Here is a 17,620-nt window from a genome sequence, read left to right as displayed (position 1 = left end):
GTGTGGTGTACTTCAGCGTTCACGTCACTGTACTGCGAGGTTTCACCATGACTGCGGTCTTCGCCCTGGCCACCAGCCTGCTCTTCGGGCTCGCCGACTTCGGCGGCGGACTGCTCACCCGACGCCTGCACCCGCTGACCGTGGTGGTCGTCTCGCAGACCCTGGCCTCCCTCGTCCTGGGCACCGTCGTGCTGGCCACCGGCGGCTGGCGGGAGGCCGGTCCCCAGCTGTGGTTCGCGGTCGCGGCCGGCGTCGTCGGCCCCGCCGCGATGCTCTGCTTCTACCGCGCCCTGGCGCTCGGCCCGATGGGCGTGGTCTCCCCGCTCGGCTCCCTGGGCACCGTCCTGGTACCGCTGAGCGTCGGCTTCGTGGCGGGCGAACGGCCGGGGCTCATCCAGGTCGGGGGCATGCTCGTGGCCGTGATCGGCGTTCTGCTGGCCGGCGGACCGCGGATCGGCGGGGCATCGGTGGAACGCCGGACCATTGCGCTCACCCTCATCGCGGCGTTCGGCTTCGGCACGGTGATGACGCTCATCTCCCAGGCGTCCACGACCGTGACCGGCCTGTTCCTCGCCCTGTTCGTCCAGCGGGTGTGCAATGTCGCGGTGGGCGGCGCCGCGCTGTACGCCACGACGCGGCGCGGCACCCCCGCGCTGCCCGAGGGCGGGTTCACGGCGCTGCGCGGCTCGCTTCCCGCGCTCGCCTTCATAGGCATCGCCGATGTCGCCGGCAACGGCACCTACGCCCTCGCCGCCCAGAACGGCCCGGTCACCATCGCGGCCGTCCTCGCCTCGCTCTACCCCGTCGTCACCGCCCTCGCCGCGCTCGGCCTCCTCAAGGAGCGGATGCGCGCCGTCCAGACGGCGGGCGCCTCGCTCGCCCTGGTCGGTACGGTCCTGCTCGCGTCGGGCGGCTGACGGACGCGGGCCGGCGCGGCTGACGGCGGCTCAGGAAAGCTGCGTCCGGTCCGCGGCCAAGGGCGCCTCGTACGCCTCGTCGGCCGCGACCCCGGCTTCCACCGGCGCCCACCCCTGCAGCGCGAGCAGCTGCTCCGGCGTGACGCCTTCGGGGATCGGCACGGGCGTCGGCGTACGCAGCGGCGGCTGCCAGCCCGCCTCGGGGTCCCAGCTGCGGACGACCTTGGCGGGCGCGCCCGCGACCACCGCATGGTCGGGCACCTCGCCACGCACCACCGCACCGGCCGCGACCACGACGTTCCTACCCAGCCGCGCGCCGGGCAGGATGACCGCCCCGGTGCCGATCCAGCTGCCGGAGCCGATGCTGACGGGGTCGGTGCGCGGCCACTGCTTCCCGACCGGCACCTCGGGATCGTCGTAGCTGTGGTTGGTGGTGGTGACATACACCCCGGGGCCGAAGAAGCAGTCGTCGCCGATCGTCAGGCGGACATCCGCGATCACATGACTGCCGCGGCCCAGGACGACGCCGTTGCCCAGCGTGAGAATGGGGTCCGGGCCGAGATCGAGGTCCGGCATCATGCCCGCCGTCAGGGTCACGTCCTGCGCGATGATGCAGTGGTCGCCGATCTCGATCCACGGGTCGCCGAAGACCGTGCCCTGCGGGAAGGCGAGCCGGGCGCCGGCGCCGATCCGGCGGAAGCGGTACGGGCCGGGTCGTTCGGCCGTGACGGCGGCGGTCCGCCTCACCCAGCGCACGCCCTGATGGACGGCGCTCGACACGGCCCGGCGCCGCCAGGCCGCAAGGGACGAGAACACGTTCTTATGTGACGGCACCCGCACACCGTACTCAGCGCACCGGCCGGCCGGTCGCGCCCCGCGCTGTGATCTTCGCCCTACCGGCAGCCGCGCCCGCCCGCCGGTGCGGCCGTCGTCTACGGTGCTGTTGGCGCGGCACGGTTTCGGCAAGGAGATACGGACATGGCAGGACGGGCGTTGATTTCAGGGGTGGCCGGCAAGGAACCGGCGGTCGATCCGGCGGCCTTCACCGCGCCCACCTCCGTCGTGCTCGGCGAGGTCACGATGGCACCGGGGGCGAGCGTCTGGTACCACGCGGTGCTGCGCGCCGACTGCGGCCCGATCGTGCTCGGCGCCGACAGCAACATCCAGGACAACTGCACGGTGCATGTGGACCCGGGCTTCCCGGTAACCGTCGGCGAGCGGGTCTCCGTGGGGCACAACGCCGTCCTGCACGGCTGCACCGTCGAGGACGACGTCCTGATCGGCATGGGCGCCACGGTCCTCAACGGCGCACACATCGGCGCCGGCTCGCTGGTGGCCGCGCAGGCGCTGGTCCCCCAGGGCATGCGGGTGCCGCCCGGTTCGCTGGTCGCCGGGGTGCCGGCGAAGGTCAAGCGGGAGCTGACCGACGAGGAGCGCGAGACGATAAAGCTCAATGCCGCGATGTACCTCGAACTGGCGGCGCAGCACCGGGAATCGGTCCGGGCCACGGAAGACTGAGCGGCCCCCTCGGGCGCCGCCGCCCTCCCCTCCCGTCAAGCGTTCCCGTCGCGTTTCCCCCGATAGATAAGCGCACTTGCCCTGTTTGCCGCACGGTCGGTTCTGGCATCGTTGGTCGTTCACAGGACGGCGCGGGGCTGTGCCGTGGACGAGGATGACGGATGAGCGCGTGGGCCGAGCTCCGGCCACTGCCCGAGGTGGTGGGACGGGCCGTTGAGCACGAGCGGGTGTCCGGGCTGCTGGACGGCTCCCCTCTGGTGACGCTCACCGGGGCCGCGGGAGTGGGCAAGAGTGTGCTGGCCCGCGCCGTACTGGACGAACGCCTCGCGCGGCACGGTGGCACGGTCGTCCGGGTCGGCTGCTGGGACGGCCTGGCCGAGGGCGCTCTGACGGACGCTCTGCTCCGGGCCGTCGGCCTGCCCGCCGCCGCGCCGGCCGCCGCGGGGGGCGCCCCGCGCCCGTACGAACCGCGCCACGGCCGGCCCGAGCGGACGGATCCGGCGGGCGGCGCCACCCTCGCGGAGCTGGCCGCGCACTGCGTCCGCCGGCGGGCGATCCTGCTGCTGGACGACTGCGACCCGGTGCTCGACGCATGCGCGCTGCTGGTGCGGCGGCTGCTGCGGGCCGAACCGGCGCTGCGGATCGTGGCGACGTCCCGCCGGACGCTGGGGCTGCCCGGGGAGCAGGTGGTCGAGGTCGGGCCGCTCCCGGTGACGCTGGGCGAGGGCATCGCGGGAGCGGCCGTCGAGCTGCTGGCCACGCGGGCCGGGGCGGCCGCCCCGGAGTTGCTCGTCGCCGTGTGCGAGGCGCTGGAGGGCTCGCCGCTGGCGATCGAACTGGCCGCCGGGCAGCTGGACCGGCTGACGCTGCCGCAGCTCGCGGCGCAGGTGGACGCGGACGGCCCGCTGTTCTACTCGGGCCCGGCACCGACCGCGCGGCACACCTCCCTCTACGCGGCACACGCCGCCGGCTACGCCCTCTGCTCGCCCACCGAGCGCCGGGTGTGGGCGCGGCTCTCGGTGCTTCCCGGCGATTTCGACCCCTGGCTCGCGGGGTGTGTCTGTGCCAGCAGTGACGTTCCTGCACCGGAGATCGACGCCGCTCTCGAACGGCTCCGGCTGGCCTCCGTGCTGGAGTGCGCACGGGATGCGGGCGGCGCCCTGGAGGGCACCCGGGCCGCGCTGCCGCCGCGCTACCGGCTGCCGCGCGGCGCCCGGGACTTCGGGCGGGCCCAACTGCGCGAGGCGGGCGAGGAATCGGCGGCGCTGCGCCGGTTCCGGCAGGCCTGTGCGGCGCTCGCGGCCGAGGCCCAGATCGCCTGGCAGGGGCCCGACCAGCAGATCGCCGTCCGGCTGGTGGAGGACGAACAGCACCATCTCGACGCGGCGCTGACCCGGCCGCCGCAGGACGCGGACGATGCGCTCGGCGCCCTGGAGATCGCGGTCTCGCTGTGGTTCCAGTGGGGCGCGTGCGGCTTCCGCCGTGAGGGCCGGGCGCATCTGGAGCGGCTGCTGCTGCTCTCCCGGGACGACACCCCGCTGCGTGCGCGGGCGTTGTGGCTGGCCGGCTGGCTCGCCGCACAGGAGCATGCGCCGGCGGCCGCGGAGGCGCTGCTGGACCAGGCGTGGACGGCGGCCGTGATGCACGCGGACTCCGACGGCCTGGCCCGGATCGCGCATGCGCACGGCGTGCTGGCGCTGTACCGGGAGGACACCGGGACGGCCGTGGCGTGCCTGGAGGAGGCGGCCGGGCACCGGTCCGCGGACCCGTGGTTCGGCCCCGGGCCCGCCCACAGCTGGGCGCTGCTGGCCATCGCGCTGTCGGCGGTGGACGCGGAGGGGGCGACGGCCGCCGCCCGCCGCGCCTGGGAGTTGCGGCACTCCGACGGCGACTTCTGGCTGCACTCCACCATCCTGTACGCCCGCGCCCTCACCGAACGGGCCCATGGCCGGCCGGAGGCGGCGCTGCGGGCCTGCCGTAAGGCGCTGGCGGCCAAGAGGCTCGTCGGGGATCCGCTGTTCATCGCGGGGGCCCGCAATCTGCTCGCCGCTCTTCGGCGCGAGGTGCGCGAGGGCGGCTCCGGGCCGGACTCCGGCGGGGGTGCCCGGTGGTGGCGGCGCGGCGGCGGGGTGCGGCCGGCCCCGTTCTTCTCCCGGCTGCGTACGGGGTCCTGAGGCGCGGCCCTCGCCCGGCGGCCGGCCCCGCCGCCGGGCGAGGGCCGCGCAGCGCCGATGGCCACACAGTGTGACCGGGTGTTCGCGTTCGGGATGCGGAGGCGCCGGGTCCGTCACATCCTGGAGGGCATGAAGCGTGCTCCCGTGATCGTGCACCCGCCCTGTACCGGCGGCCGCCGCGTCACGCTCTACGGACAGGACCTGGGCCGCGCACTGCGCCCCGGCGACGTGGCCGCGTATCTGCGCCGGGCCGGATTCCCGACCGCGGAGTTCGCCTGGGACGACACCCGGCTCATCGAATGGCGCGACGGCGGCCCCGACGTCTGGTCGACGCCCTGACCCACCGCGCCCGGCTCCACAGAAAACCACCGGCCCGGTAGCGCGTGCTACCGGGCCGGGCGTTCACGGGGCTCATCCCCGCGGAGATCCGATGGACGTCAGTCGACCGCCGCCGGGATCTGGTCCTGCGCCTGCGCCTCCCGCTCGGCGGCCGCCTTCTTCGTGCGGCGCTTCATGACCAGGAAGGAGCCGAGGCCGAAGAGCAGCGCGGCGACCAGGCCGAGCCACTGGAAACGCCGCAGCCACGACTCGGCGACCATGCCGACGCTGTAGATGAGCGCCGTGGTCCCGCCGGCCCAGACGATGCCGCCGAGGACGTTGGCGATCAGGAACTTCCAGTACGGCATCTTCAGCACGCCGGCGAGCGGCCCGGCGAAGATGCGCAGCAGGGCGATGAAGCGGCCGAAGAACACCGCCCACATGCCCCACTTCTCGAACTTCTCCTCGGCCATCGCGACATGGTCGGGGCCGAAGTGCTTGGGGAACTTCCGGCCGGCCCAGTCCAGCAGCGGCTGGCCCCCCTTGCGCCCGATCAGATACCCGATGGAGTCACCGACGATCGCGCCGACGGACGCACAGGCGCCCAGCACGAACGGGTTGATGTGGTCCGTGGTCGCGGCGAGGATCGCCGCACTGACGAGGACAATCTCACCGGGCAGCGGAATCCCCAGGCTTTCCACTCCGATGACCACCCCCACCAGGAGGTAGACGCTCACGGCCGGTACGGTCTCGAGCCACTCCTGGATGTGCAAAGCCGCTTCCTCCACTTGGTGTAGGGCCCCCGTGGGCCGCTGCCCGGCCGTATGTGCCACCGGGCCGGTCGATTCCCCTGGCGCGCCGCAGCGGCGCGCCAGGGAAGCGTACTCGATTGCCCGGTTCGGACGCGGATCGACGACGGCCCGCCGTGCAGTGCACGACGGGCCGGGGAGCGGTCTTCGCCTACTGGCTCACTTGTGGGGACGCAGCGTCCACACGATGGTCATCTCGCCCGTGACGGCGCCGTCCTCGCGGGTGATCGTGACCTTCACCGGGAACTCCGGGCGCTCACCGGCATCCAGGTCGGCGACCACCTCGGCCACCGCCCGGCCGAGCTCGGCGGTCGCGGTGACCGGCCCCATGGCGAGCTTCTTGTAGCCGATCTCGGCGTTCACGGCCAGCGGCACCGCGCGGCTGAGCTGATCGCCGAAGGCCGTCATCACGATCGCGCCGCTCGCCGACTCGGCGAGGGTGAACATCGCGCCGGCGTGCGGCCCGCCGACGTGGTTGTGGAAGTCGGACTGATCCGGCATGCGGACCACGGCGCGCTCGGCGGTGGTCTCGGTGAACTCGAGGTTCAGGGTGCGGACCATCGGCACGGAGGCCGACATCATTTCGCCGATCGACGGCAGGGTCTCGGAGGACATGGCGCCATGTTACCTAGCGGTAGCTTAGGTTGGGAAGAGCACGCCCCGCACCCGGCCCCGGCGGGCTTCGCGTACCCCCAAATCGGCGTGCGGCGGCGCTCCGGGCCCGCATATCGTTGACGCCCATGTGGCCAGGACGAACCCGACGAACCGCGCACCACCCGAGCCCGATACGACGCCGGGCGGTGCGAGCGTGGTGACGGCCCGCCCCGCCTGGGCCGGGCGTAACTTCCTGTTGCTCACCGGCGCCACCGTGATCGCCGGCCTCGGCAACTCCGGAGCACAGATCGCGACCGCGTTCGCGGTGCTCGCCGCCGGCGGCTCGGGCACGGACGTCGGCCTGGTCGCCGCCGCCCGCACGCTCCCGCTCGTCCTGTTCCTGCTGATCGGCGGCGCGCTCGCCGACCGGCTGCCCCGGCATCGTGTGATGGTCGCCGCGAACACCCTCAACTGCGTCTCCCAGGGTCTGTTCGCGCTGCTCGTACTGACCGGGGATCCGCCGCTGTGGCAGATGGCGGCGCTGGCCGCGCTCGGCGGCACCGGGCAGGCGTTCTTCGCCCCGGCCTCCGAGGGCATGGTGCTCGCCAGCGTCTCCGGCGCGCACTCGGGGCGCGCCTTCGCCGTGTTCCGGATGGGCATGAACGGCGCGAACATCGGCGGCGCGGCGCTCGGCGGAGCGCTGGTCGCCGCCGTTGGCCCCGGCTGGGTGCTGGCCGTCGACTCCGCCGGCTTCGCCCTGGCCGGAGTGCTGCGGGCGTTCCTCGACGTCAGCGGGGTACCGGCGCGCACGCCCGGCGGAGGAATGCTGCACGACCTGCGGGACGGCTGGCGAGAGGTCGCCTCCCGGCGCTGGCTGTGGGCGATCGTGGTGCAGTTCTCCCTCGTCAACGCCGTGATCGCGGCGGCCGAGGCGGTCTACGGGCCGCTGGTCGCCGAGGAGCATCTGGGCGGCGCGGGGCCGTGGGGACTGGCGATGGCCGCGTTCGGCGTGGGCACGGTGGGCGGTGCGCTGCTGATGACCCGCATCAAGCCGCGCCGCATCCTGCTCACCGGCACGCTCTGCGTCTTCCCGCTCGCGCTGCCCTCCGCCGCGCTGGCCGTACCGCTGGCCACCCCGGGACTGACCGCGGTCATGTTCGGTACGGGTATCGCCATCGAGGTCTTCGCCGTGACGTGGATGATGGCGCTCCACCAGGAGATACCCGAGGAGAAGTTCTCCCGGGTCTCCTCCTACGACTGGTTCGGCTCCCTGGTCGGGGTCCCGATGGCCACCGCGCTGGCCGGCCCCGTGCAGGACCTCATCGGCCGGTCGGCCGCGCTGTGGGGCTGCTCCGCGCTGGTCGCGCTGCTGACGGCGGCCGTGCTGTGCGTACGCGACGTCCGGGGACTCGTGCGGCGGGACACGCTGTCGGACGGCCACCGCCCCGCCCCGGCCACTGAGCAGCCGGCGCGGCAGGCGGAGGAAACCAACACCCCATGACCCACAGCGGGTGAGGCGGCGCAGGAGCCGTACGTCCCGCGGCGTCAGCCGACGCTGAAGGCTCCCGAGGGCGGTTCCGGTGACGCGACCGCGTCGGCGTCCCGCACGGGCAGCGCGTCCGCGATCAGCCGCCGCAGCGCCGCGCCGTGCTCGACCCGGGCCGGGAACGCGTCACCGGCCACCCGCCGGGCCAGCGCGGCGAGCGGCAGTTCCGTGGGCGAGGCGAGCAGGACCGCGTTGCCGAAGCGGCGACCGCGCAGCACCGAGGGCTCGGCGATCAGCGCCAGATGCGCGAAGACCGTGGCGAAATTGGCGAGTTGGCCGCGCAGAAAGCCGAACGGCGCACTGTCGGCGAGGTTGGCGGCGTACACACCGTGCGGTCGCAGCACCCGCGCCGCGGCCTGCGCGTATTCGACCGAGGTGAGCTGGGCCGGCACCCGCGAGCCGCCGAAGACGTCCGCCACGATGACATCGGCGCTGTGGTCCGGCGCCGCCTCCAGTGCCGTACGGGCGTCCTGGGCGTGCAGCGCGATGCCGGAGCGCTCGGGCAGCGGCAGGTGTTCCGTCACCAGGGCGAGCAGCCCGCGGTCGGCGTCGACCACGTCCTGCCGGGAGCGCGGGCGGGTGGCCGCCAGATAGCGGGGCAGGGTCAGCGCGCCGCCGCCCAGGTGGAGCGCGTCGAGGGGCTGTCCCGGGGCCGCGGCCTCGTCCAGGACGTGGGCCAGCCTGCGGACGTACTCGAATTCCAGGTGGGTGGGCGCGTCGAGGTCCACGTACGACTGCGGTGCGCCGTCGACCGTCAGCAGCCATGCGCGGGGGCGGTCGACATCCGGCATCAGCTTGGCGGTGCCGCAGTCCACGGTGCGGATGACGGGTATCGGACCGTCCGGGTCGGGCTCGTCCGCCGCCGGTCCGGGGTGCTCGGCCGTGGGCCCGGTGTGCTCGTTCACCGTGCCATTGTGCCGGGCGGGACGGGACGGTGGTCAGTCCGACCAGATCCGGCGGATCTCCTCGGCGTGGTCGGCGGACTGGCGGCGCCCGGCGCGGGCCGCGTCCGCGCGCTTGGCGGGATCCAGGACGTTGCGCCCGAACGCCGCCCTGGCCGCCCGGTCGGGTGTGATCACACGGACCCGGGCTCCCTCGCGGGCGAGCGTCTCGCCCTGTCTGCGCGGGGCGGCGATCGGCCCACCGCTGACCGCCATCGGCGCGATGACCACGACGCGGCGGTACCCGGCGGCCAGGTCGGCATTGGCGCTGGAGTGCACACCGCCGTCGATCCAGCGCTTGCCGCCGAGGCTGACCGGCGGAAACACCCCGGGCACGGCGCAGCTGGCGGTCACCGCGTCGACCAGCGGCACCCCGCTGGCGCCATCGAAGGCGGTCCGCTCCCCCGTCCCCGCGTCCACGGCCGTGATCATCAGCCGGCGCGCGGGCCATTCGGCATGGTCCAGGGTCCGGGCGATCACCGCGCGCTGTTCCGCCTCCGGGACGGTACGGGCCGCCAGCGCGAGCCGTCCCATCCGCACGCCGAAGGACGTCGCGTTCCGCGAGCGCAGCGCGATGGCGGCGAACCGTGCCATCGCCGCCGGGCCCATGCGCGCGGCCGACCGGTCCTCGGGCGCGGCCAGCTGGCGCGCGTACATCTCCTCCAGCGTGAGCCGTCCGGAGGCGACATGGGCGCCGACGATCGAGCCGGCGGAGGTGCCGATGACGACCTCGGCGGAGGTCAGGTCGATCCCCGCCTCGATGAGACCGGCCAGCATCCCGATCTCCCAGCCGATTCCGGTGAGTCCTCCGCCGCCCAGGACCAGTGCCGTACCCGCCATCCGACGTCCCTCCCTGTCCTGTGGATCCGCCCCTGTGCTGTGGATCTGCGTCCTGTGGATCCGCCTTCGTCCGGGCGAGCAGTTTCGCATCCCGCCCGCGCCGCGGACAGCAGGCGACTGCGCCCCGCTCCCGAGAGGATGCGGGGCGCAGTGCGCGGAGTACAGGCTTACGGCCCGGGGCGGCTCAGTCCGTCACGGAGCGCACCGTGCCCGCGCCGACCGTCCGGCCGCCCTCGCGGATGGCGAAGCCGAGGCCGCGCTCCAGCGGTACCGCACGGCCCAGTTCGACGGAGACGGTCACGGTCTCGCCGGGGCGGGCCACACCGCGGTCCCCGAGGTCGAGGTCGCCGACCACATCCGCCGTCCGGATGTAGAACTGCGGCCGGTAGCCGGTGGACAGCGGCGTACGGCGGCCGCCCTCCTCCGTCGAGAGCACATAGACCTCGGCGGTGAACCGGCGTCGCGGGGTGACGCTGCCCGGCGCCGCGACCACATGCCCGCGACGTACCTGGTCGCGGTGCAGGCCGCGCAGCAGCAGCGCGACATTGTCCCCGGCCTCGGCCGACTCCATGGGCTTGCCGAAGGTCTCCAGTCCGGTGACCGTCGTCTCGGTGTCCGCGCCGAGCACGGCGACCCGGTCGCCGACCCGCACCGTGCCGCGCTCGACGGCCCCGGTGACGACCGTGCCGCGCCCGGTGATGGTCAGGACGTTCTCCACCGGCAGCAGGAACGGGGCGTCGACATAGCGCTCGGGCATCGGGACATAGGTGTCCACGGAGTCCAGCAGCGCGCCGATCGCCTCCGTCCAGCGCGGGTCCCCCTCCAGGGCGCGCAGTCCCGAGACCCGTACGACGGGGACGTGCTCCCCGTCGTAGCCGTGCGCGCCGAGCAGTTCGCGTACCTCCAGCTCCACCAGGTCGGTGAGCTCCGGGTCGCCGGCGTCGGCCTTGTTGAGGGCGACGACGATGTGCCGTACGCCCACTTGCTTGGCGAGCAGCACATGCTCGGCGGTCTGCGGCATGATCCCGTCGAGCGCGGAGACGACGAGGATCGCGCCGTCGAGCTGGGCCGCGCCGGTGACCATGTTCTTGATGAAGTCGGCGTGGCCCGGCATGTCGACATGGGCGTAGTGACGGGTGTCGGTCTCGTACTCGACGTGCGAGATGTTGATGGTGATACCGCGGGCGGCCTCCTCCGGAGCCCGGTCGATGCGGTCGAACGGGACGAAGGTGCCGCTGCCCCGGTCGCTGAGGACCTTGGTGATGGCGGCGGTCAGGGTGGTCTTGCCGTGGTCGACATGGCCCATGGTGCCGATGTTCAGATGCGGCTTGGTGCGCACGTATGCCGTCTTGGGCATGGTGTTCTTCCTCGCAAAGATGCGGTGAGAACGGCGACTTGGCGCCGTGGGGACCCCTGAGCCACTCCGACCCTCCCCCTGTGGGGTCCGCCGGACGATCCGGAGAGGGTCAGCTTCGTGCGCCGCCGGTGGCTGCGACGACCGCGGCGGCTGCGGCCGCGGCCGCGGCCGGGAAGAAGACGACGGCAGCCTTCGGCGCGTCCACGACTGCGGACGGCAGGGAGAGGAAGGCGTGCCGGAACATGTGTCACATCGTGCCGGGTGCGGGGCTCTGCGTCGAACGATTTATCCGCGGCGGGCCGTTGGCGGCGGGCGATGTCCGACGACCGGTCGCCCGGCCGCCGGACGGCAGCTGGACGGCAGCTGGACGGCAGCCTGCCGGGGCTCTTGATGGACCCGTCATCTCCGGGCGTTACGCTGCCTGCGGCCGCCGATGATCCCCGTCCGCTGCCACCGTCCCCCTTGTCCCCGCGCGCCGGCAAGCGCTCGATCACCCCTGGATATGTCGTCCCCATGACCTGGTTTGAATCCTTCGTCCTCGGACTCGTCCAAGGGTTGACGGAGTTCCTGCCCATCTCCTCCAGCGCGCACCTCCGTCTGACCGCGGCGTTCGCCGACTGGCAGGACCCTGGTGCGGCGTTCACCGCGATCACCCAGATCGGCACCGAAGCCGCCGTCATCATCTACTTCCGCAAGGACATCGCGCGGATCATCTCGACGTGGGCACGCTCCCTCTTCAACCGGGAGCTGCGGCACGACCACGACGCCCAGATGGGCTGGCTGGTGATCGTCGGTTCCGTCCCCATCGGCGTGCTGGGCCTCGCGCTCAAGGACGCCATCGAGGGCCCGTTCCGCGATCTGCGGGTGATCGCCACCACGCTGATCGTGATGGGCGTCGTGCTCGGCATCGCCGACCGGCTGGCGGCCCGCGACGAGGCCGGCGGCCGGCACCGCGCCGCCAAGCAGCGCAAGGATCTCGCCGATCTTTCCGTCAAGGACGGCCTGCTGTACGGCGTGTGCCAGGCGATGGCGCTGATCCCCGGCGTCTCCCGCTCCGGTGCGACCATCAGCGGCGGCCTCCTGATGGGCTACACCCGCGAATCCGCCGCGCGTTATTCGTTCCTGCTGGCCATCCCGGCCGTACTGGCCTCGGGCGTCTTCGAGTTGAAGGACGCCGGTGAAGGCCACACCGCCTGGGGCCCCACTCTCTTCGCGACGGTCATCGCCTTCGTCGTCGGATACGCCGTCATCGCCTGGTTCATGAAGTTCATCTCCAACAAGAGCTTCATGCCGTTCGTGATCTACCGCATCCTGCTGGGCATCGCCCTGTTCGCCCTGGTCACGGCCGGAGTGCTGGCGCCGCATGCGGGGGAAACGGCGGGCTGAGGGAGGACTCTGGAGCGCCAATCCGGCTCGCACTCCAGCCGCCATTTCTCAGTAGGTACCAGTAGAAACTCGTACCTACGTGCAGGCGCCTACCTAGATCATCTCCCATTCGTCTCCCATCTCCCACTCGCGGACGACGAAAAGCCGGCCCCGGGCCACCCACTTGGGAGGTGGGAAGGCGGTCCGGGCCGGGCGTCACACAAGGGAGTGCGACGCCCGCTGGCCGAGGATTCGCCAAGCGGGCGAACGGGTTTCAGCTGATGATCACCCCTTCGGGACGGGGCGCTCAGTCGTCGGCGATCTGCAAGGCCAGCACGAAGTGCTCACCGTCCGTCCCTGCGAGCAGACTGTCGAACAGAGGGGTGAGCCCATTCACTGCGCCGCATTCGGCGTCGTGGTTGGTCCACCAGCTGGCCTCCGGTCCGAGCAGGGACACCACCCGGTCCGCCGCGCGCTCGGCGCTCTCGACGGGCAGGTGCCGGTGGCTCGGCCAGAGCAGGTCGACGGCCGCGACCTGGGCCAGGAAAGAGGCGGCCTCGTGCGTCTCCACCGGTTCCAGAGCGGCGCAGATCTCGGGGGCGGATGGCGGGGCGTACCCGGACAGGAAGCGCCGCCAGGCCTCGTCCGCCGCGATCGCGACCAGCAGCGAGTGGATCCGGGCCGCCAGCTCCGGCAGGTCGGCTTCCGGCTCGGTGAAGCGGCCGGCCGCCACGTACACCCGCACCGGCGTGGACAGCTCCGCCATGCCGGCTTCCAGCTCGGCCAGGACCCCCATGGACGTCACATCGTGATTCTGCCGTAGGCCCCGCGCGGTCCGCTTCCAGGCCACCGTCCTCGTTGCCGCCATCAACGGGTGGTGGTGACGTACTGGTCCGACGACAACGCGAACACCCGTACTCGCCGACCGGAGGTGGGATTGACGGTCTCACGGACCGGACGCATCCCCAGTTTGGTCATGATCCGTTCGGAGGCGTCGTTGCCCACTTGAGCGATGCTGACGATCCGCTCCAGCCCTCGCTCTTCGAACCCGAACCGTACAGCGGCCGCAGCGGCCTCGGTGGCCAAGCCCTGCCCCCAGTGGGAACGTCCCAGCCGCCAGCCGACCTCGACCGCCGGCAGTACCTCCGGCAAGAAGTGGGGCACCGAAAGGCCGGTGAACCCGGCCAGCTCGCCAGTGGACCGGATCTCCACGGCGAACAGGCCGAAGCCCTCGGACTCCCACTCGCTCTCCCACGCCTGGACCCCGCCGCGAGTCTGCTGTTCGTCACGGACGCTGCCGTCACGGATCCACCGCATGACCTGGGGGTCGGCATTGATGGCAGCCATGGGCGCAACGTCTTCCTCGCGCCAGCGACGCAGGATCAAACGGGGAGTCTCAAGCGTGACCATCCCATCATTCTGGATCGCACATGGGCTCTCCGCTATCCCCACCAGGCACTTTCGACACACGCTTCAAGCGTGTTGCAGTCCGGTGTTGGTGTAGGCGCCGTCGCCCGGCGACCGTCACGCCCTCACACCGCTCGGCCGGACCGGAATCGCGCCAGGCCCTCGCATTGGCGGTGGTGCCGGGCACCGGGCGGGCCGCGGCGACCACCGGCCTGGAGTCTTCGTCCGCCAGCCGGCACGTCCGCCAGCCGGCAGGGCCTGGGTAGATCTGCCCTACGGCTCATATCGCTGACGACAATTGAGCACGTTGAGCCATCTGGCCATGCGCGACAAGACGCCCCGCCGCCTGCGGCTTGAGTTCTAGTACGAGGGGCCCCATCCCGGAACGTAGCGGGATGGGGCCCCTCGCTGAGCATCGTTTCCTGTCCTGGCTCAGCCGGTTGCGTCCTGCTTGCGGCGTCGCATCCACCAGGTGAGTGCCGCACCGGTCACGGCGAGCGCCGCCGCGATGCCCACGATCAGGCCGACGGGGGCATGGGATCCGGTGTCGGCGAGGTCCCCATCAGGATCCTTGGCGGCCGGCGGCCGGCTGTGGTCGCCACCGGGCGTGGACGGGTCCGGTGCCGGAGTTGACGGATTGTCCGTCGGGGTGGGCTTGCCGGTATCCGTCGGGCTCGGGGTGGGCTCGCCACCGCCGCCACCGGTGCCGCGCTCACCGGAGGATCCGAGGAAGACCTGCTCGGTGCCGTGGTGGGTGGTCTCGGCCAGGGTGGAGGTCTTGGTGGTCTTGTCCAGGTCGCGGTGCTGGGCATTGAACTGGCCGCGCGTGATGTTGCGCTTGGGGGCCTTGGAGAAGTCGACCCCACCCATGGACAGGATCCACACCTTGCCGCCGTAGTTCCGCTTGAACTTGTAGTCGCCGTTCCTGAACGAGGTGACGTACTTGTCGTAGACGGTCTTCTTGTCCCAGTTCTGGTTCGGGGCGCGCAGCTTCCACTTGCTGATCTCGTTGCTGTTGATGATCTTGCGGAAGTCGGTGGGCTTCGCCGCATCCGCGCGGCGGACGTGCTCGGCGGCGACGCGGGAGCGGTAGACGTAGCGCAGGTCCTTGTAGGCGGCGTCCTCGTTCACGCGGCGCTCCACCTCCGGCAAGATCATGGAGCGGATGAGGGCTTCGGCCTGCTTGGTCTGCGCGTCGGTGATCTTGCAGGCGTTCGGCGGCACGTCGGGGCCGGTGGGCACCTCCATGTTCACCTTCAGCGGCGCATCGAGGATGTAGATGCCGCCGTCCTGCTCGCGGACCTTGGCGGGCTTGGGCGTGATCCACTGCCGGATGATCGGCAGGCACGGCTGGCCGTCGGCGGTACGCGGCACCGAGCGCCAGAAGCGTTCCCCGCGGTCGTACTTGTCGGGGTTCATGACGTCGGCGTAGTCGTGCTTGAGGGTGAGGTCCGCCTCCAGCAGGATGCGGCCGGCGTCGGTCTTGGCGAACTCCTTGTCCATGACGACGTCCGGCCGGATCGGGTTGAGGTTCACCCAGAACTTGTCGGGGGTCAGGGCGAGCCACGTGAAGAACGCGTCGTTGGCCAGGTTCAGGCGGGCTTCGCCGCCCCAGCCGGGCTTGTTCTCCTGGTCGGCGACGTAGTGGGACTTCATGGAGTACTTCATCCCCTTGCCCTTGACGGGCGTGGAGACGTAGTTGAGCTGCATGTTGGAGAAGTCGATGCCGCCGGGGCCTCGGTTGAAGTAGCCGCCACGGTTGTTGGCCTCGTACTGCTTCTGCAGCCGGTACGCCTCCTCGGGCGTCTTACCCGAGCGCAGCGCCTGGTCCATGATGTCGGAGTAGCCGGCCTTGAGCGGATCGGCGTTGAAGCGCCTGTCGTAGCTGGTGTAGACGTTCGGCTTCTGCGGGCGCTCGATGGCGTTGGACCGGCGTTCGACGATGTTGGCCTGACGCTCGCTGGTGCCGCGGGCCGATTGCATCTCCTTGTTGAAGGCGTCGACCTTGTCCTTGGTCCCCTTCTCGGTCGTCTGCCCGGTCAGGTACTGGAACTTGTCCTTGGGGTACTGCTTGGCGAGCTGCTTGTCGCCCTTCATCTGGTCGTTCTCGACGTGACCGTTGGACTTGCCTTCGACGTTTATGCCCTTGGCGCGGTTGCGGGCGTCGATGCGGCGTTCTTGTTTGTTGCCCTTCTCGTCGGTGTATTCGAGGGTGTCCTCACACCACCAGTCCGGGCCGACCATGTTGTACTTCTTGACCATCCGCTGCATGAACGCGAACCCGCGGGGCGGGTTGCCGTGGGGGGGCGAGCCAGCGGATCTGCTTCCACTCGTCCCAGTTCTGGTAGCCCTTCGGCTTGTTCTTCTGCTCGTTGTAGCGGGCGTACATCTCCATCACGCGGTCGGCCGGGTTGCCGTTCTTCTCCCACAGGCGCTGCCACTTGCGGTAGTCCTTGCCCGCGGCTTCGAGCTGCTTTTCGGTGGGCGCGAGAACCCCGTCGAAGTCCTTCGCGGGGTTGACGTACGTGTAGTTCTCATCCGTCGGGAAAGGGTCGTAATCCGCGTCCATCGGCGGCCCGGAGTTCTCCGGGGTCTTGCCGTAGCGGTGCCCGAGATACATCTCGTCGCAGCGCTTCGGCTTGGGCTTGGCCTCGGCCTTCTCGACCTGTAACCCGGGAATCCCCGGAAGTCCGGTCAGGGCGATAGCCGTTGCCGCGCTCAGGGCGAGCGCGGTGCGCGCCCACAGGCGGCGCGCGCGGCCTGGCGGCCGTATCTGGGTGGTCACGTTCTTTCTCCCCCCGGAGAGCCCGTGAACTTCCGCGCCGCGTGGGGCTCCCGTGGTTGTCTGGAAGAGTGCGGCGCCGGAGACTTGTCAACCTTTAGAGGTGACCTGGCCGATCGAAGCAGATGGTGCGGCGATCGATTTCCTCCAACTCCCCTTAGTTTCAGGATTGTTACTCTTCGAGCCAGGTCTCTTCCAGGTGCGCGGCGGCCTCTTGGGTGCGCTCCACGCGGAAGGTAGACAGGAGCTGTTTGCGCCGGTCGATCGGCATCAGGGTGCTCAGAACCGCGTCTTCCACCTCGGAGAGGTCCATGACGCTGGGCTCGGCGTCGATGTCGAAGTCGGAGTCCAGCGCGGTGTGCGCCTCGAAGACACCCAGGATGTCGTCGACGCTGCCCTCCACGCTCCACGGCTCGTCACCTGGCCACCCCTCGGCCCACAGCTGCTTCCCGCCCGGGTGGATGAAGATCCACGCGCCGTAGCGGATGGAGAAGTCGATCCGGGCCGACCCGATCACCGCGGCCCCCGGGTTCTGCTCCGCGAGGGCCTCGGCCTGCTCGGCCAGCGGGAAGAACCCGCCCCGGTAGGCGAGTGCCGGATCGGTGATCTCGGTGACCGGGCCCCAGCAGCCGATTCGCACCTGTTCCAGATCCGCGCGGGTGTCATGGACGATCCGGTCCGTGGCACGCTGCCGACCCAGCTCCGCGGCGACACCGGCGACCGATACGAGGGACGCCGCCACCTCGCGGGCCCTGGCGTGATCGTGCGGGGGAAGGGACTGGATCTTGTGCGGAGCGGGGTTGTTGATGACGGTCAGCGTGAACGAGCCGTCGCGGACCACAGGGGCGTCGGGCGGGTAGTCCCAGATGTTGTTGTCGGTCATAGCCGCACACCGTAGTGGCAGCCGCCGACAGCAACCTGCTTATGGACGTGGCAGGTTGGCGCCTGCGGCGAGCTCCCGCGAAAGGGCATCCGTCCCGCCCGGCTCCGGCAGCCCGACGGCAGCCCCGCTCTGGCTGCCGTGCGGCTCCTGTCCTCGGAACGAGACGGTC

At 71.4% G+C, this 17,620-nt stretch carries 18 protein-coding genes; 6 read left to right on the top strand and 12 right to left on the bottom strand.

What is annotated here, in order from left to right:
- The first annotated feature begins 47 nt into the window (after nucleotides 1–47).
- Nucleotides 48–917: an EamA family transporter gene (locus tag AC5677_RS35020; RefSeq protein WP_497191910.1), complete on the top strand. Its 870-nt coding sequence runs from the start codon at nucleotides 48–50 to the stop codon at nucleotides 915–917.
- 30 nt (nucleotides 918–947) lie between these two features.
- Here the strand turns inward: AC5677_RS35020 and AC5677_RS35015 are convergent, their stop codons facing one another.
- Nucleotides 948–1,751 carry an acyltransferase gene (locus AC5677_RS35015; protein ID WP_497191909.1) on the bottom strand — a complete coding sequence of 268 codons (804 nt, stop codon included), beginning with the start codon at nucleotides 1,749–1,751 and terminating at the stop codon, nucleotides 948–950.
- 144 nt (nucleotides 1,752–1,895) lie between these two features.
- On the opposite strand from AC5677_RS35015, the gene AC5677_RS35010 reads away from it, so the two are divergent.
- The 3 genes from AC5677_RS35010 (at nucleotide 1,896) to AC5677_RS35000 (ending at nucleotide 4,948) form a co-directional block, all read left to right on the top strand.
- Entirely contained in the window at nucleotides 1,896–2,435 is a 540-nt protein-coding gene (locus AC5677_RS35010; protein WP_497191908.1) for a gamma carbonic anhydrase family protein, read from the top strand.
- 161 nt (nucleotides 2,436–2,596) lie between these two features.
- On the top strand, nucleotides 2,597–4,609 hold the full coding sequence (locus tag AC5677_RS35005) for an ATP-binding protein (protein WP_497191907.1): 2,013 nt from the start codon (nucleotides 2,597–2,599) through the stop codon (nucleotides 4,607–4,609).
- Between the two features lie 129 nt (nucleotides 4,610–4,738).
- The gene (locus AC5677_RS35000; RefSeq protein ID WP_497191906.1) at nucleotides 4,739–4,948 is read left to right on the top strand and encodes a hypothetical protein; all 210 of its coding nucleotides are present in this window, start codon (nucleotides 4,739–4,741) and stop codon (nucleotides 4,946–4,948) included.
- 98 nt (nucleotides 4,949–5,046) lie between these two features.
- Here AC5677_RS35000 and AC5677_RS34995 read toward each other — a convergent pair whose 3' ends face one another.
- Both AC5677_RS34995 and AC5677_RS34990 read right to left on the bottom strand, forming a co-directional pair.
- Nucleotides 5,047–5,700 (bottom strand): DedA family protein, encoded by a 654-nt coding sequence (locus tag AC5677_RS34995; RefSeq protein WP_497191905.1) that lies wholly within the window; start codon nucleotides 5,698–5,700, stop codon nucleotides 5,047–5,049.
- A 195-nt stretch (nucleotides 5,701–5,895) separates the two neighbouring features.
- Entirely contained in the window at nucleotides 5,896–6,351 is a 456-nt protein-coding gene (locus AC5677_RS34990; protein WP_497191904.1) for a DUF4442 domain-containing protein, read from the bottom strand.
- A 196-nt stretch (nucleotides 6,352–6,547) separates the two neighbouring features.
- Between AC5677_RS34990 and AC5677_RS34985 the strand changes: the two genes are divergently transcribed.
- Nucleotides 6,548–7,831 (top strand): MFS transporter, encoded by a 1,284-nt coding sequence (locus tag AC5677_RS34985; RefSeq protein ID WP_497196869.1) that lies wholly within the window; start codon nucleotides 6,548–6,550, stop codon nucleotides 7,829–7,831.
- Between the two features lie 44 nt (nucleotides 7,832–7,875).
- Here the strand turns inward: AC5677_RS34985 and AC5677_RS34980 are convergent, their stop codons facing one another.
- The 4 genes from AC5677_RS34980 to AC5677_RS34965 all read right to left on the bottom strand — a co-directional run bounded on the left by AC5677_RS34980 (nucleotide 7,876) and on the right by AC5677_RS34965 (nucleotide 11,258).
- A complete protein-coding gene (locus AC5677_RS34980; protein ID WP_497196868.1) occupies nucleotides 7,876–8,667 on the bottom strand; it encodes a spermidine synthase in 792 nt (263 codons plus the stop codon).
- A gap of 147 nt (nucleotides 8,668–8,814) precedes the next feature.
- The gene (locus AC5677_RS34975; protein WP_497191903.1) at nucleotides 8,815–9,657 is read right to left on the bottom strand and encodes a patatin-like phospholipase family protein; all 843 of its coding nucleotides are present in this window, start codon (nucleotides 9,655–9,657) and stop codon (nucleotides 8,815–8,817) included.
- Nucleotides 9,658–9,841: 184 nt separating this feature from the next.
- A complete protein-coding gene (gene tuf, locus AC5677_RS34970) occupies nucleotides 9,842–11,014 on the bottom strand; it encodes an elongation factor Tu (RefSeq protein ID WP_497191902.1) in 1,173 nt (390 codons plus the stop codon).
- Between the two features lie 109 nt (nucleotides 11,015–11,123).
- Nucleotides 11,124–11,258: a hypothetical protein gene (locus tag AC5677_RS34965; protein WP_497191901.1), complete on the bottom strand. Its 135-nt coding sequence runs from the start codon at nucleotides 11,256–11,258 to the stop codon at nucleotides 11,124–11,126.
- Between the two features lie 269 nt (nucleotides 11,259–11,527).
- Between AC5677_RS34965 and AC5677_RS34960 the strand changes: the two genes are divergently transcribed.
- Entirely contained in the window at nucleotides 11,528–12,400 is an 873-nt protein-coding gene (locus tag AC5677_RS34960) for an undecaprenyl-diphosphate phosphatase (RefSeq protein ID WP_497191900.1), read from the top strand.
- 286 nt (nucleotides 12,401–12,686) lie between these two features.
- Here AC5677_RS34960 and AC5677_RS34955 read toward each other — a convergent pair whose 3' ends face one another.
- The 5 genes from AC5677_RS34955 to AC5677_RS34935 form a co-directional block, all read right to left on the bottom strand.
- A complete protein-coding gene (locus AC5677_RS34955) occupies nucleotides 12,687–13,175 on the bottom strand; it encodes a hypothetical protein (protein WP_497196867.1) in 489 nt (162 codons plus the stop codon).
- 71 nt (nucleotides 13,176–13,246) lie between these two features.
- The gene (locus tag AC5677_RS34950) at nucleotides 13,247–13,789 is read right to left on the bottom strand and encodes a GNAT family N-acetyltransferase (protein ID WP_497191899.1); all 543 of its coding nucleotides are present in this window, start codon (nucleotides 13,787–13,789) and stop codon (nucleotides 13,247–13,249) included.
- Between the two features lie 429 nt (nucleotides 13,790–14,218).
- The gene (locus AC5677_RS34945; RefSeq protein WP_497191898.1) at nucleotides 14,219–16,057 is read right to left on the bottom strand and encodes a hypothetical protein; all 1,839 of its coding nucleotides are present in this window, start codon (nucleotides 16,055–16,057) and stop codon (nucleotides 14,219–14,221) included.
- Nucleotides 16,005–16,571, bottom strand: a complete 567-nt coding sequence (locus tag AC5677_RS34940; protein WP_497191897.1) for a hypothetical protein — start codon at nucleotides 16,569–16,571, stop codon at nucleotides 16,005–16,007. The genes AC5677_RS34945 and AC5677_RS34940 overlap by 53 nt, the downstream gene beginning before the upstream one ends.
- Nucleotides 16,572–16,740: 169 nt before the next feature.
- Nucleotides 16,741–17,451, bottom strand: a complete 711-nt coding sequence (locus tag AC5677_RS34935) for a DUF6333 family protein (protein WP_497191896.1) — start codon at nucleotides 17,449–17,451, stop codon at nucleotides 16,741–16,743.
- Nucleotides 17,452–17,620 lie beyond the last annotated feature (169 nt).

It is taken from the genome of Streptomyces sp. JLSY215 (assembly GCF_059682825.1).
Note: the sequence above shows the minus strand (reverse complement) of the source record. Positions and strands in the feature narration are given on the sequence as shown.